Here is a 13,029-nt window from a genome sequence, read left to right on the forward strand (position 1 = left end):
AGCGGGTGCGGCATCGGGGTGTCCTTCTTTTGGTTACTTTTCTTGGACAAGCAAGAAAAGTAACCCGAGCCCCGTGCAACGGGGATCGGAAGCCTTTGACTTTATTAATCAACCCTAAGCCACAACCCCAAAATCACCCCAATAACCCGACTTTATAGTGGAACTCTCCCTCTCCCCCACAGTCACACTGCCAAAGAAGCCGTGAACCCACCCCCAAAGTGGACATTCACAGCACACAGAAGTCGGGCTTAGAATCCCGCCATCCGCCAAAGGCGGAACACAAAAACACCGGAGGAGAGAGATGAACCGCCCCCATCTGATGCCTGTCGCGCGTCGACCAGCCGCCTGGTTGTGGTCCGGCATGATCCTGGCGACCCTGCTGGTCTGGGGCACCCTGGCCCGGGCCGCCGGCGGTCTCGACCCCTACGAACACTTCTTCCAGACCACCTTCGGCGACTTCCAGGAAGAACTGGAACTGACCCGCGAGGAGGACAAGAAGGCCCTGCTGATATTCTTCGAGATGGACGAGTGCCCCTTCTGCCACCGCATGAAGCAGAACGTGCTCAACCAGCCCGAGGTGCAGGCCTTCTACCGCGAGCACTTCCGCATATTGAGCGTGGACGTCAACGGCGACGTGGAGGTCACCAACTTCCAGGGCGAGACCGTGCGCCAGGCCGACTTCGCCTTCCGCGAGAACCGCGTGCGCGCCACGCCGGTGTTCCAGTTCTACGACCCCGAGGGCAATCCCATCGCCCGCTTCACCGGCGCCACCTCGGGCGTGGAGGAATTCCTGTGGCTGGGCGAGTTCGTCGCCGAGGGCCACTACAAGGACAACAACTTCAACCGCTTCAAACGCGAGCGACAGGCCCAGTCACGGCAATGATGCGATCAGGGAGGAATGCCGGGCGGGCGTGGGGGCGCGCGCTCGTGGCAACGGCGCTGTGCCTGGCCACCGGGGCCATGGCCGAGACCCGCCTGCCATCACCCCTCACCCTCAGTGACGCACTCGCCTTCGCCGACGACGCGCATCCCGCCGTGGCCCAGGGCCGCGCCGGCGTGCTGCGCGGCGAGGCCGAGCGCATGGCCGCCGAGAGCGCCAATGATCTCGCCGTGGGCATCCGCCTCAATGCCCGCTGGGTGGACCCCAATGAACGGGCCCCGGACCAGGGCAACAACGACTCCCAGGCCATCCTGCGCCTCACCAAGCCCCTCTATGATTTCGGCCGCAGCAGCAACGCCCAGGCGGCCGCCGAGACCGCCCTGCGCGGCCAGCAGGAACAGCACCTGAACCTCATGGCCCGCCAGCGCATGGAGATCATGCGCCGCTACTTCGACGTGCTGATGGCGGACCTGGCCTACGCCCGGGACAACGAGGCCATGGCCATCGCCTTCATCGCCTTCGACCGGGCCCAGAACCGCAACGAGCTGGGCCAGGTCTCCGACATCGACCTCTACGCCCTGCAGGAGCGCTTCCAGGAGAGCCGCCTGCGACGCCTGGCCACCCTGCAGGAGACCCGCAGCGCCCGCAATCGCCTGGCCCTGGCCCTGAACCGCCCGGATCAGGTGCCCTCGGACCTGATCAACCCCGCCCTGCCCGGCAATGACCGGGCGCTGCCCGAGGTCGAGGAGCTCTACGCCCTGGCCGAGGCCGGCAACCGGCGCCTGGCCAGCCTGCGCCTGGAGGCCGAGGCCGCCAGCCAGCGCATCGCCGCCCGGCGCGCCGACCGTCGCCCCGTGCTCAGCCTGGAGGCGGAGGCCGCCCACTACGAGCGTGTACTGGGCAGCCGCGACCCCCTGGCCGCCGGGCTGGTGCTGGACATCCCGCTCTACAGCGGCGGGCGCGTGGACGCGGGCGTGGCCCGGGAGCAGGCCAACCTCTACGATGTCCAGGCGCGCCTGCGCCAGCACGAATTGGACCTGCGCCAGGCGGTGCTGGAGACCTGGCTGGAGATCCAGCGCCTGCGCACCCAGCGTGACCATGCCCGCGCCACCGCCGACTACCGCGACCTGTACCTGGACCGCAGCCGCGCCCTCTACGAACTGGAGGTGGCCACGGACCTGGGGGATGCCATGACCCAGCAGTCCGCCGCCATGCTGTTCACGGCCCAGACGGAATTCGAACTGGCGCTGGCCTGGGAGCGGCTCGCCCTGCTCACCGGCCAGCCGGACTTCAGCGCCGTGCACGCCAGCCACGCCCAGGGCACGCCCTGATGAACCCGAACCGGGAGTTGCCACCCATGCACAGCCCTTCCAAAGCCCGGCGCCTCGCCACCCTGCTGCCCGCCCTGGCCCTGTCGCTGACCCTGGCCGCGCCGTCGTCGGCCCTGGCCCAGGACATCCCCGCGCAGCTCGACTGGGCGGAACGCCTGGAACTCGGCACCCCGGTCTCCGGCATGGTCACCCGGGTCAATGCCGAGCCGGGGCAGCAGGTCAAGCGCGGCGAGGTGCTGGTGCAGCTGGACGATCGCGGCCTGCGCGCCTCCGTGGAGGAGGCCGAGGCCCAGGTCAAGCGCCTGGAGCTGGCCCGCGATGAGGCGAAGCTGGAATACGAGCGCCAGCAGGAGATGTTCGACCGCACGCTGATTTCCCAGCGGGACCTGAGCCTGGCGGAGATCGGCTTCGCCATGGCGGAGGCGGAGTTCGTGGCCGCCCAGGCGCGGCTCACCCGCGCACGCCTGGACCTGGAATACAGCCGCGTGCGCGCCCCCTTCGACGGCCTGGTGCTCGCCCGCCACGTGCGCGTGGGACAGGCAGTGAACAACGAGCTGCAGGTGACGCCGCTGGTCACCCTGGTGTCCGCCGAGCCCATGCTGGCCCGGGGCAGTGTCGCCGAGGATCGACTGGCGCGCCTGCGTGAAGGCCAGAACATGGTGGTGCGCGTGGGCGAGGCCCGCTACGAGGGCACCGTGCGTGCCATCGGCCTGGAAGCGGTGGACAGTGGCTTCCCGGTGACGGTGCAGTTCAGCGCCCCGGCCGAACACCGCCTGCGCGCCGGCCTCGCGGCCACCCTGCAGACCGGCAATGACTGACGCCACCGGCACCCTGCTGGCCTTCACCACCCTGCCCGATGAAGCCAGCGCCACCCGGCTCGCCTCGTCGCTGGTAGAGCGCCGTCTGGCGGCCTGTGTGAATATTCTGCCCGCCGGGACGTCCATCTACGAATGGGATGGCGAGATTCACCAGGACCCGGAGCACGTGCTGATCATCAAGAGCACCGAGGCCCGCTTCGAACGGCTGCAGAACGCCATCCTGGAACTGCATCCCTATGAACTTCCTGAGATCGTGGCGGTTCCAATCAGTCACGGGCTCCTCCCTTACCTCCAATGGATCAAAGAAAGCACCACGCCATGAAACGACTGCTCGCCCTCATCCTCCTGCTGTTCACCCTCCCCGCCCACGCCTTCCTGGGCGATGAACTGCTGGAGCCCGAAAAGGCCTTCGCCTTCGAGGCCAGCGTGCAGAACGGCGACACCCTGGTGGCCGAATGGCGCATCGCCGACGGCTACTACATGTACCGGGAGCAGTTCGCGTTTGAATCCCAGACCGACGGCATCCGCCTGGGTACTCCGCGCATCCCGGCGGGCACGGTCAAGGAGGACGAGTTCTTCGGCCGGGTGGAGACCTACCGCAACCACATCCGCATCGAGGTGCCCATCGAACGCGCCAGCGGCGCCCCCAACCGGCTCGAGGTGAAGGCCCGTTCCCAGGGTTGCGCCGACATCGGCGTGTGCTACCCGCCGCTGTTCCAGACCGCATCCCTGGACCTGCCGGCCGCGCCCCGCGCCGGTAACGGTGCCGTCAGCGCCCTGAGCCAGCTGGCCGGCAGCATCGGCGGCGGCAGCGCCGACGAACTGCTGGAGCCCGAAAAGGCCTTCATGCTGTCCGTGGAGCCCATCAGCCAGAACGCCGTGCTGGCCACCTGGACCATCGCCGAGGGCTACTACCTGTACCGGGACAAGCTCGCCTTCCGGGTGACCGAAGGCGCGGGCAACCGGGTCGGCCCGGTCAATCCCCCCGAGGGCATCAAGGTGGAGGACGAGTTCTTCGGCCTCACCGAGACCTACCGCCACGAGGTGCAGATCCTGGTGCCCATCCTGCGCGAGGAGGGTGCCAGCAACCGCGTGACCCTGGAGGCGGACTACCAGGGCTGCGCCGACCTGGGGGTCTGCTACCCGCCGCTGACCCAGACCGTGAGTTTCGAATTCACCGGCGACCTGGCCGCCAGCGTGGACATCCCCGCCGCACCCGAACGGGCCGCGCCGCCGGTCTCCGAGCAGGACCGCATCGCCGCCCAGCTGGCCGACGGCCGCCTGTGGCTGGTGGTGCTGGCCTTCTTCGGCTTCGGCCTGCTGCTCACCTTCACGCCCTGCGTGTTCCCGATGATCCCGATCCTGTCCAACATCATCATCGGGCAGAAGAACCTCACCACCCGCAAGGCCTTCTTCATCTCCCTGGTGTTCGTGCTGGCCATGGCGCTCACCTACACCGTGGCGGGCGTATTCGCGGGCCTGGCCGGCGCCAACCTGCAGGCCGCCTTCCAGAACCCCTGGATCATCGGCGCCTTCGTGGCGGTGTTCATCGCGCTGGCCATGTCCATGTTCGGCTTCTATGACCTGCAGATGCCCTCCGCCATCCAGACCCGGCTGTCCAACATCAGCAACAAGCAGGAAGGCGGCACCTTCATCGGCGCCGGCATCATGGGCTTCCTCTCGGCCCTGATCGTCGGTCCCTGCGTGACCGCACCCCTGGTGGGCGCCCTGCTGTACATCAGTCAGACCGGTGACGCGGTGCTGGGCGGGCTGGCGCTGTTCTCCCTGTCCATGGGCATGGGCGCGCCGCTGCTGGTCATCGGCACCGCCGGCGGCAAGATCCTGCCCCGGGCCGGCGCCTGGATGGACCCGGTCAAGGCGGTGTTCGGCGTGGCCCTGCTGGGCATGGGCATCTGGCTGCTGGAGCGGGTCATCCCCATGCCGGTGGCCCTGTTCCTGTGGGGTGCGCTGCTGATCGTCTCCGGCATCTACATGGGCGCCCTGCAGTCCCTGGCCCCCGGGGCCAGCGGCTGGCGCAACCTGTGGAAAGGCCTCGGCCTGGTGCTGCTGGTCTGGGGCGTGCTGCTGATGATCGGCGCCGCCTCCGGTGGCCGCGACGTGTTCAAGCCCCTGAGCGGCCTGACCGCCACCACCGTGGTCAGCGGCACCCCCGGCGCCGCGACCCAGGCCCAGGGCCTGCAGTTCAGAAAGATCGACAGCCTCGCCGACCTGGAGCGGGAAGTGGCCAGCGCCAGCGCGGCGGGTCGGCCGGTGATGCTCGACTTCTACGCCGACTGGTGCGTGGACTGCGTGCGCATGGAACGCACCACCTTCCAGGATACCGGCGTGATCCAGGCCCTGTCCGGCGCCGTGCTGCTCAAGGCCGACGTGACCGCCAACAACTCGGACCACCGGGAGCTGATGCGACACTTCAACCTGTTCGGACCGCCGGCCATCGTGTTCTATGATGCCAGCGGCCGTGAACTGCGCGATTATCGCCTCGTGGGCTTCATGCCCGCCGCACGCTTCACGCAACACGTCAATAATGCCTTCGGTGGATAACAAGCCATGGTCGCCTCACGCCTCCTCCCTCACGCCTCACGGCCCCGGCAAAGCCGGGGCATGAGCCAGCCCGCCTTTCTGGGCCTGCTGGTGGTCATCGCCCTGCTGGCGGGTTTCGGCGGTTACGGCTTCTATCACCTGGGCCAGCCCAGTGAGCCTGCCCCTGCCCAGGCCGCCGTCACGCCCGCCGCCAGCAACGGCGTGGTCGGCATGGCCCGCCCCGAGTTCAGCCTGCCGGACCTGGAAGGCACCGCGCGGCACATCTCCGAGTGGGATGGCGACGTGGTGCTGGTGAATTTCTGGGCCACCTGGTGTCCGCCCTGCCTCAAGGAGATGCCTGCCTTCGTGGAGGTGCAGGAGGAATACGGCGCGCGCGGCGTGACCATCGTGGCCGTGGCCATCGACGAGGAGAATGCCGTGCGCGACTTCGTCAACACCTACGGCATCAACTTCCCGGTGCTGATCGGCGAGACCGAGGCCATGACCGTGACCCGGGACTACGGCAACCGCTTCGGCGCCCTGCCTTACAGCGTGCTCTACGACCGGGAAGGCAAGATCCGCTTCGTCAAGGCCGGCGAACTGCACAAGGACACCTTCGTGCGGGAACTCAAGCCGCTGCTTTAAACATCGATTCAAAATTCAAGATTCAACATTCAAAATTATTCCGCTGGGTCCCGTCTTGAATTTTGAACCTTGAATTTTGAATTGCCTTTGCGACCCAGGTCTCAAATTTTCAGCTAAGATCCCCGAACTGGCGCCGATCTTCGGCCAGACGCATCCCCGGCCCCGTGCCTCGCTGGACACCCCTACATTCATCAGGCAAAATGCCTTCGCCTGCCGGATAAACACCAGAACAAGCCAAGATTCCGGCCCATTTCCAGCCGTTTCAAGAAAGATCATGGCAAAGTTCCTGCTCCTCAACGGCCCCAACCTGAACCTGCTCGGCACCCGCGAGCCGCAGATCTATGGCAGCCAGACCCTGGCCCAGATCTGCGAGACGCTGCGCGAACAGGCCAAGGCCCACGGCCATGTACTGGAGGACTTGCAGTCCAATGCCGAGCATGAACTGGTGGAGCGCGTGCACCGCGCCGGCCGGGAAGGCATCGACTTCATCCTCATCAATCCGGGCGCCTTCACCCACACCAGTATCGCCCTGCGCGACGCCCTGCTGGGGGTGGCCATTCCCTTCATCGAGGTCCACCTGTCCAACGTGCATGCCCGCGAGCCATTCCGCCACACATCCTACCTGTCGGACGTGGCCCGGGGCGTGATCATGGGACTGGGACCCAAGGGCTATGCGCTGGCGCTGGAAGCCGCCATTCACCTGACACAGAAGAACTGACACCCCCATGGATATCCGCAAGATCAAGAAGCTGATCGAACTGCTGGAGGAATCCGGCATCAACGAGATCGAGATCAAGGAAGGCGAGGAATCGGTGCGCATCACCCGCAGCGCACCCGGCAGCCAGCATGCCTTCGTCATGCCCCAGCACTTCTCCGCCCCGACGGCCTCGGCACCCGCCCCGGCCGCCGAGGCCGTCACCGAGAACACCGGCGCGCCCGCCCTGCCCGCGGGCCACGCGGTCACCGCCCCCATGGTGGGCACCTTCTACCGCGCCCCCTCCCCGGGCGCCAAGCCCTTCGTGGACGTGGGTCAGTCGGTGTCCGTGGGCGACACCCTGTGCATCATCGAGGCCATGAAGATGCTCAACCAGATCGAGGCCGACAGGGCCGGCGTGGTCAAGGCCATCCTGATCGAGAACGGCCAGCCGGTGGAATACGGCCAGCCCATGTTCATCATCGAGTGATCAGAGAGTCAGAATCTGCCGCAGAGACGCGGAGGCGCAGAGAAAACAGAAGAACAATGACAGGATGGACAGGATTAAACGGATTAACAGGATTTATCTGTATTAAAAATGAACCCTCGGTTGACGGCTCTGACTTGATCTACCTGTTAATCCTGAAAAATCCTGTCCATCCTGTCCATTGCCTTTCTCCACGACTCGCGTCTCTGCGGCAATGATTAGGTTTTTTACAGGAACCCCATGTTCGACAAGATACTGATCGCCAACCGGGGCGAGATCGCCCTTCGCATCCTCCGGGCCTGCCGCGAGATGGGCATACAGACCGTGGCCGTGCACTCCGAGGCGGACCGGGATCTCAAGCACGTGCGCCTGGCCGACGAATCCGTGTGCATCGGCCCGGCCAGCTCCACCGACAGCTACCTCAACGTCCCCGCCATCATCAGCGCCGCCGAGGTCACCGACGCGGGCGCCATTCACCCCGGCTACGGTTTTCTCGCGGAGAACGCCGACTTTGCCGAGCGGGTCGAATCCAGCGGCTTCGTGTTCATCGGCCCGCGCGCGGCCACCATCCGCCTGATGGGCGACAAGGTCTGCGCCAAGGACGCCATGCTCAAGGCGGGCGTGCCCTGCGTGCCCGGCTCCGGCGGCGCCCTGAGCGATGATCCGGACGAGAACCTGCGCACCGCCCGGGAGATCGGCTACCCGGTGATCATCAAGGCCGCCGGCGGCGGCGGTGGTCGCGGCATGCGCGTGGTGCACACCGAGGGCGCACTGCTCAGCTCCATCAGCCTCACCCGAAACGAGGCCCGCAACGCCTTCAACAACGACACGGTGTACATGGAGAAATTCCTGGAGCACCCGAGGCACATCGAGTTCCAGGTGCTGGCCGACGAGCACGGCAATGCCGTGCACCTGGGCGAGCGGGACTGCTCCATGCAGCGCCGCCATCAGAAGGTGCTGGAAGAGGCACCTGCCCCGGGCATCACCGAGGAACAGCGCCGTCGCATCGGCGAACGCTGCGCCCAGGCCTGCCGGGACATCGGCTACCGGGGCGCGGGCACCTTCGAGTTCCTCTACGAGAAGGGCGAGTTCTACTTCATCGAGATGAACACCCGCATCCAGGTGGAGCATCCGGTCACCGAGATGGTCACCGGCATCGACCTGATCCGGGAACAGATCCGCGTGGCTGCCGGCGAACAGCTGAGCTTCACCCAGGACGAGGTGGTCATCCGCGGCCACGCCATCGAGTGCCGCATCAACGCCGAGGACCCGCGCAGCTTCGTGCCCTCCCCCGGCACCATCACCCAGTACCACAGCCCCGGCGGCCCCGGCATCCGCGTGGACACCCACATCTACAACGGCTACAAGGTCCCGCCCTACTACGACTCCATGATCGGCAAGCTGATCGGCTACGGCTCCACCCGGGAGATCGCCATCGCCCGCACCCGGGGCGCCCTGTCGGAGATCGTCGTGGAAGGCATCAAGACCAATATCCCCCTGCAACGCGACCTGCTCAACGATGCCGCCTTCCAGGCCGGTGGCACCGACATCCACTATCTCGAGAAGAAGCTGAAGGCTGAGGGGTAGGACGGCACAGAGGCAAGACACAAGATAAAACCAAAGGGTCTTTTCTTGTATCTTGCCTCTTTCAACTTGTCTCTGGCGCTCTCATGTTCAAACTGAAGCTCACCGTCCCCGGCCCGCAGGTAGAGTCCGTCGAAGATCACTTGCTCCAACTGGGCGCCTTATCCACCTCCCTGGAAGATGCCGGCGATCATCCCCTGCTGGAGCCCAGGCCCGGCGAGACGCCGGTCTGGCCCGAGGCGGTGGTGGCCGGCCTGTTCGATGACGACGCCGATGCCGCCAGCCTCACCCTGGCCCTGAGCGCCCGGACAGGGCTCGCGGCCGAGGCCATCGTGCGCGAGGACGTGGTCGAGCGGGACTGGGTGCGGGCCTGGATGGATGACTTCAGACCCATGCGCTTCGGCGAGCGCCTGTGGATCGTGCCCACCGGCTATGAGCCCCCCGACCCGCAGGGCGTGAACCTGCTGCTGGACCCGGGGCTGGCCTTCGGCACCGGCACCCATCCCACCACCGCCCTGTGCCTGGAATGGCTGGATAAGCACCCGCCCTCGGATGCCACCGCCATCGACTATGGCTGCGGCTCCGGGGTGCTCGCCATCGCGGCCTTGAGGCTCGGCGCCCGCCACTGCATCGGCGTGGACCTGGACCCCCAGGCCCTGGTCGCGACCCGGGACAATGCGCGGCGCAACGGCATCGCCGACGCACAACTGCCCGTCTGCCTGCCGGAAGATCTCCAGGCCGCGCCCGTGGATCTGGTCATGGCCAATATCCTCAGCGGCCCGCTGGTCGAGCTCGCACCGGTGCTGAGTGGCCTGGTCCGCCCGGGCGGCCGTTTGATCCTCTCCGGCCTGCTGGCCGAGCAGGCCGCATCCGTCAGCGAGGCCTATCGAAGCGCCTTCCTGATGGAGGCACCCGTGCTGAAGGAAGGCTGGGTCCTGCTCGCCGGAACCAGGCGTTGAACATGACCCGCGCATCGAGGATAAGCCTGCCCGTAAGACATCCTGGGGCGGCTACGCCGGCTACTTTGCCGATCCGGACGGATACCTCTGGGAGGTTGCGCACAACCCGCTCTTCTGGGTCGGGCCGAAGGACGAGCCCGCAGGCTGAGCCCGGCGCATCTCGCCTGATACAGGGCGACATGGGCTGCGCGAAATCAGGCGGTTCCGCTCGACGACGGGTCGTGAGTGCATCGTCTGCAGCGCTCATTCCTGATAAGATCGCTCAGAAATACAACATCTCATCATCAAAGGAGCGTCGTAATGGAAGCAGTGGTGGACGGCAAGACGATTCAGCTGAGCGAGGCCGGCTGGCTGGAGAACCTGGACGAATGGAGCGAGGCCCTGGCGGTGGAGATCGCCAAAAACGAGAACATCCCCGAGCTGACCCAGGAACACTGGGACATCATTCACACGGCCCGGGAATACTTCCAGGACACCGGCGTGGTGGCCGAGCCGCGCGCCTTCTCCAAGCTCATGAAGGAGAAGTTCGGTCCCGAGCGCAGCGACCAGAAGTACATCTACTCCCTGTTCCCCACCGGCCTGATCAAGTGCGCCAACAAGGTGGCCGGCCTGCCCCGCCCCAAGGGCTGCAGCTGATCGACCGGCAACTGCACTCGATGATCTTCAAGGGCCTGCACGTATGGCGCGTTCAGGCCTTTTTTGCTTGCCGCACAAGCACTACCCCCACCGGCAGAGTGAAACCTCCCGCCCAAGCGGCTACCATCCTTGCCACTAGCCACTAGCCACTAGCCACTTGCATGTACACCCAGTGCCCCCACTGCCAGGCCGTGTTCCGGGTCACCACCGCTGACCTGACCCTTCAGGACGGGCAGGTGCGTTGTGGTGAATGCATGGAGGTGTTCAACGGCATGAACAGCCTGAGCGTCCTGCCGCCGGAGGAACTGGTAGACATGGCGCCGAAGCCCTCCGGCCGGGAGCCCGCGCCGCATGGGGCACCGGCAAAGGTCGCTGATCGAAGGGCCGATGCGGAAACAGCAGCACTGCCTGACGTGGAGGCAGCGGTTGAACCCCCGCAGCCGCCACCGGAAGAACCCGAGGCCACTACGCAAGCCGAGGTTGATGAAACCAGGCACGCCTCTGCGCCAAGCGCCGCCGGCCGCAAGGGTGCCGCCACGGTCCCGCTGGCCCTCAAGGATGAGCTGGAGGCGGCCAATACCGGCACCAGCCGCCGCCATGTGGCGAGCACCCTGGGCCTGGGATTACTGTGCCTGGCCTTGATCGGCCTGCTGGGTGCACAGGTGCTCTACCATGAGCGGGAACGCCTGGCCGTCTATCCCGAACTCTCACCGGTCATCGACCGGATCTGCGCCACCACCGGCTGCACCACGGCCGAGCGCCGCGAACCCCAGGCCTTCCAGGTCACCCAGCGCAACATCTACAGCCACCCCAACGCCGTGAACGCCCTGATGGTGCAGGCGAGTTTCGTCAACGGGGCCGGCTTCACCCAGTCCCTGCCCCAGGTGGAGCTGAGCTTCCGTGACCTACAGGGTTCCCTGGTGGCCGTGCGCCGCTTTAGCCCCCAGGAATACCTGCCCCAGGGCCAGGCGCCGGAACCCGTCGCGCCCAGGGCCAGCGTGGACCTGCGCCTGGAGATCGAAGATCCAGGCCCGCGCGCCGTGGCCTACGAATTCCGTTTTCTCTGATTCCCCGACCAGCGGCAGTCCCCTCGGCTTTAACCCCGGGGGCAGTGTCGTTATCATGCTCGTTCGCCTCGACCACCCCCGTCCATGATGCGCATTGGTAACCACACATTGCCGAGCGGTCTGATCCTCGCCCCCATGGCGGGAGTGACCGACCGCCCCTTCCGGCTGTTGTGCCGGCGCCTGGGCGCGGACATGGCGGTCTCGGAGATGGTGATCGCCGACACCCGTCTCTGGCACACCCCGAAATCCCGACAGCGCCTGGACCACGAGGGCGAGCCGGACCCGATCAGCGTGCAGATCGCCGGCGCCGAGCCGGACATGCTGGCGGAGGCGGCGCGGCGCAACGTGGACAACGGCGCGCAGATCATCGACATCAACATGGGCTGTCCCGCCAAGAAGGTGTGCAACCGGGCCGCCGGTTCCGCCCTGCTGGGGGACGAGCGCCTGGTGAGCGAGATCCTGGAGACGGTGGTCAAGGCCGTGGACGTGCCCGTGACTCTGAAGATCCGCCTGGGCCTGGACCGGGACCATTTGAACGCCCTCAGCATCGCCCGCATCGCCGAGCACAGCGGCATCCAGGCGCTTGCCGTGCACGGCCGCACCCGGGCCTGCGCCTACAAGGGCGCCGTGGACTACGACGCCATCGCCGCCGTGAAACGATCGGTCGGCATCCCGGTGATCGCCAACGGCGACATCAACACCCCGGAACAGGCCAGGGCGGTGCTGGCGCGCACCGGCGCCGACGCCCTCATGATCGGGCGTGCCGCCCAGGGCCGGCCCTGGGTGTTCCGCGAGATGGCCCATTTCCTCGCCACTGGCGAACACCTGCCCGCCCCCACGGCAGACGAGATCTCCGCCCTGTTGCGCGAGCACCTGGAGGCCCTGTACGGCTTCTACGGCGAGCAGTCCGGGGTGCGCATCGCCCGCAAACACATCGGCTGGTACCTGCGTGCCCACCCGGCCGCCGCCCGCTTCCACGGCGCCATCATGGCCGCAGAGGATCCCGCCACCCAGATGGCGCGGGTCCAGGCCTGCCTGGACGCCAGCGCCGGGGAGGCCCTCGCGGCATGAGCGGCAAGCCCATCAACGGCGAGGCCAAGACCCTGTCCCTGGCGGTGCACCAGTCCCTGGAGGACTACTTCGCCCGCCTGGAAGGCCACGAGCCCGACGGCCTGTTCCGCATGGTCATGGAAGAGGTGGAGCGCCCCCTGCTGGAATGCGTCCTGCGTCACTGCGAGGGCAACCAGAGCAAGGCCGCCCAGTACCTGGGCCTCAACCGCGGCACCCTGCGCAAGAAGCTCAAACAACACGGCATCAGTGAGAAGTGAGAAGTGTGAATTGAGAAGTGCGAATTAGCCGTACTTCCAACTTCCCAATTCACCCTTCC

15 protein-coding genes are annotated in these 13,029 nt (G+C 66.5%); 14 read left to right on the forward strand and 1 reads right to left on the reverse strand.

Annotated features, from left to right (window positions below):
- The first annotated feature begins 361 nt into the window (after nt 1-361).
- Genes D580_RS0109245 through D580_RS0109270 form a run of 6 tightly spaced genes read left to right on the forward strand, consistent with a single transcriptional unit; the run spans nt 362 to nt 6,215 of the window.
- Nucleotides 362-883: a thioredoxin family protein gene (locus D580_RS0109245; protein WP_018954118.1), complete on the forward strand. Its 522-nt coding sequence runs from the start codon at nt 362-364 to the stop codon at nt 881-883.
- A complete protein-coding gene (locus D580_RS0109250) occupies nt 880-2,211 on the forward strand; it encodes a TolC family protein (protein ID WP_026289859.1) in 1,332 nt (443 codons plus the stop codon). Before D580_RS0109245 ends, D580_RS0109250 begins: the two co-directional genes overlap by 4 nt.
- 26 nt (nt 2,212-2,237) lie before the next feature.
- Nucleotides 2,238-3,029 carry an efflux RND transporter periplasmic adaptor subunit gene (locus tag D580_RS0109255; protein ID WP_018954120.1) on the forward strand — a complete coding sequence of 264 codons (792 nt, stop codon included), beginning with the start codon at nt 2,238-2,240 and terminating at the stop codon, nt 3,027-3,029.
- On the forward strand, nt 3,022-3,351 hold the full coding sequence (gene cutA / locus D580_RS0109260) for a divalent-cation tolerance protein CutA (RefSeq protein WP_018954121.1): 330 nt from the start codon (nt 3,022-3,024) through the stop codon (nt 3,349-3,351). Before D580_RS0109255 ends, cutA begins: the two co-directional genes overlap by 8 nt.
- Nucleotides 3,348-5,591 carry a protein-disulfide reductase DsbD gene (dsbD, locus tag D580_RS0109265; protein ID WP_018954122.1) on the forward strand — a complete coding sequence of 748 codons (2,244 nt, stop codon included), beginning with the start codon at nt 3,348-3,350 and terminating at the stop codon, nt 5,589-5,591. Before cutA ends, dsbD begins: the two co-directional genes overlap by 4 nt.
- Nucleotides 5,592-5,651: 60 nt before the next feature.
- Nucleotides 5,652-6,215 carry a TlpA family protein disulfide reductase gene (locus D580_RS0109270; RefSeq protein ID WP_018954123.1) on the forward strand — a complete coding sequence of 188 codons (564 nt, stop codon included), beginning with the start codon at nt 5,652-5,654 and terminating at the stop codon, nt 6,213-6,215.
- Nucleotides 6,216-6,230: 15 nt separating this feature from the next.
- Here the strand turns inward: D580_RS0109270 and D580_RS16570 are convergent, their stop codons facing one another.
- Nucleotides 6,231-6,491 carry a hypothetical protein gene (locus tag D580_RS16570; RefSeq protein WP_155999804.1) on the reverse strand — a complete coding sequence of 87 codons (261 nt, stop codon included), beginning with the start codon at nt 6,489-6,491 and terminating at the stop codon, nt 6,231-6,233.
- Between D580_RS16570 and aroQ the strand changes: the two genes are divergently transcribed.
- The 8 genes from aroQ (at nt 6,490) to D580_RS0109310 (ending at nt 12,970) form a co-directional block, all read left to right on the forward strand.
- Entirely contained in the window at nt 6,490-6,933 is a 444-nt protein-coding gene (gene aroQ, locus D580_RS0109275; RefSeq protein WP_018954124.1) for a type II 3-dehydroquinate dehydratase, read from the forward strand. The two genes, D580_RS16570 and aroQ, sit on opposite strands and share 2 nt — an antisense overlap.
- A gap of 7 nt (nt 6,934-6,940) precedes the next feature.
- The gene (gene accB / locus D580_RS0109280) at nt 6,941-7,399 is read left to right on the forward strand and encodes an acetyl-CoA carboxylase biotin carboxyl carrier protein (protein ID WP_018954125.1); all 459 of its coding nucleotides are present in this window, start codon (nt 6,941-6,943) and stop codon (nt 7,397-7,399) included.
- 237 nt (nt 7,400-7,636) lie between these two features.
- Nucleotides 7,637-8,983, forward strand: a complete 1,347-nt coding sequence (accC, locus tag D580_RS0109285; RefSeq protein ID WP_018954126.1) for an acetyl-CoA carboxylase biotin carboxylase subunit — start codon at nt 7,637-7,639, stop codon at nt 8,981-8,983.
- A gap of 83 nt (nt 8,984-9,066) precedes the next feature.
- Nucleotides 9,067-9,939, forward strand: a complete 873-nt coding sequence (gene prmA, locus D580_RS0109290; RefSeq protein ID WP_018954127.1) for a 50S ribosomal protein L11 methyltransferase — start codon at nt 9,067-9,069, stop codon at nt 9,937-9,939.
- Nucleotides 9,940-10,239: 300 nt separating this feature from the next.
- Nucleotides 10,240-10,575: a TusE/DsrC/DsvC family sulfur relay protein gene (locus tag D580_RS0109295; RefSeq protein ID WP_018954128.1), complete on the forward strand. Its 336-nt coding sequence runs from the start codon at nt 10,240-10,242 to the stop codon at nt 10,573-10,575.
- 161 nt (nt 10,576-10,736) lie between these two features.
- The gene (locus D580_RS0109300; protein WP_018954129.1) at nt 10,737-11,642 is read left to right on the forward strand and encodes a DUF3426 domain-containing protein; all 906 of its coding nucleotides are present in this window, start codon (nt 10,737-10,739) and stop codon (nt 11,640-11,642) included.
- Nucleotides 11,643-11,777: 135 nt separating this feature from the next.
- The gene (gene dusB / locus D580_RS15385) at nt 11,778-12,713 is read left to right on the forward strand and encodes a tRNA dihydrouridine synthase DusB (protein WP_018954130.1); all 936 of its coding nucleotides are present in this window, start codon (nt 11,778-11,780) and stop codon (nt 12,711-12,713) included.
- The gene (locus tag D580_RS0109310) at nt 12,710-12,970 is read left to right on the forward strand and encodes a helix-turn-helix domain-containing protein (protein ID WP_012636949.1); all 261 of its coding nucleotides are present in this window, start codon (nt 12,710-12,712) and stop codon (nt 12,968-12,970) included. Before dusB ends, D580_RS0109310 begins: the two co-directional genes overlap by 4 nt.
- Nucleotides 12,971-13,029: the final 59 nt, after the last annotated feature.

It is taken from the genome of Thioalkalivibrio sulfidiphilus (genome assembly GCF_000377945.1).
Lineage (GTDB): Bacteria > Pseudomonadota > Gammaproteobacteria > Ectothiorhodospirales > Ectothiorhodospiraceae > Thioalkalivibrio_A > Thioalkalivibrio_A sulfidiphilus_A.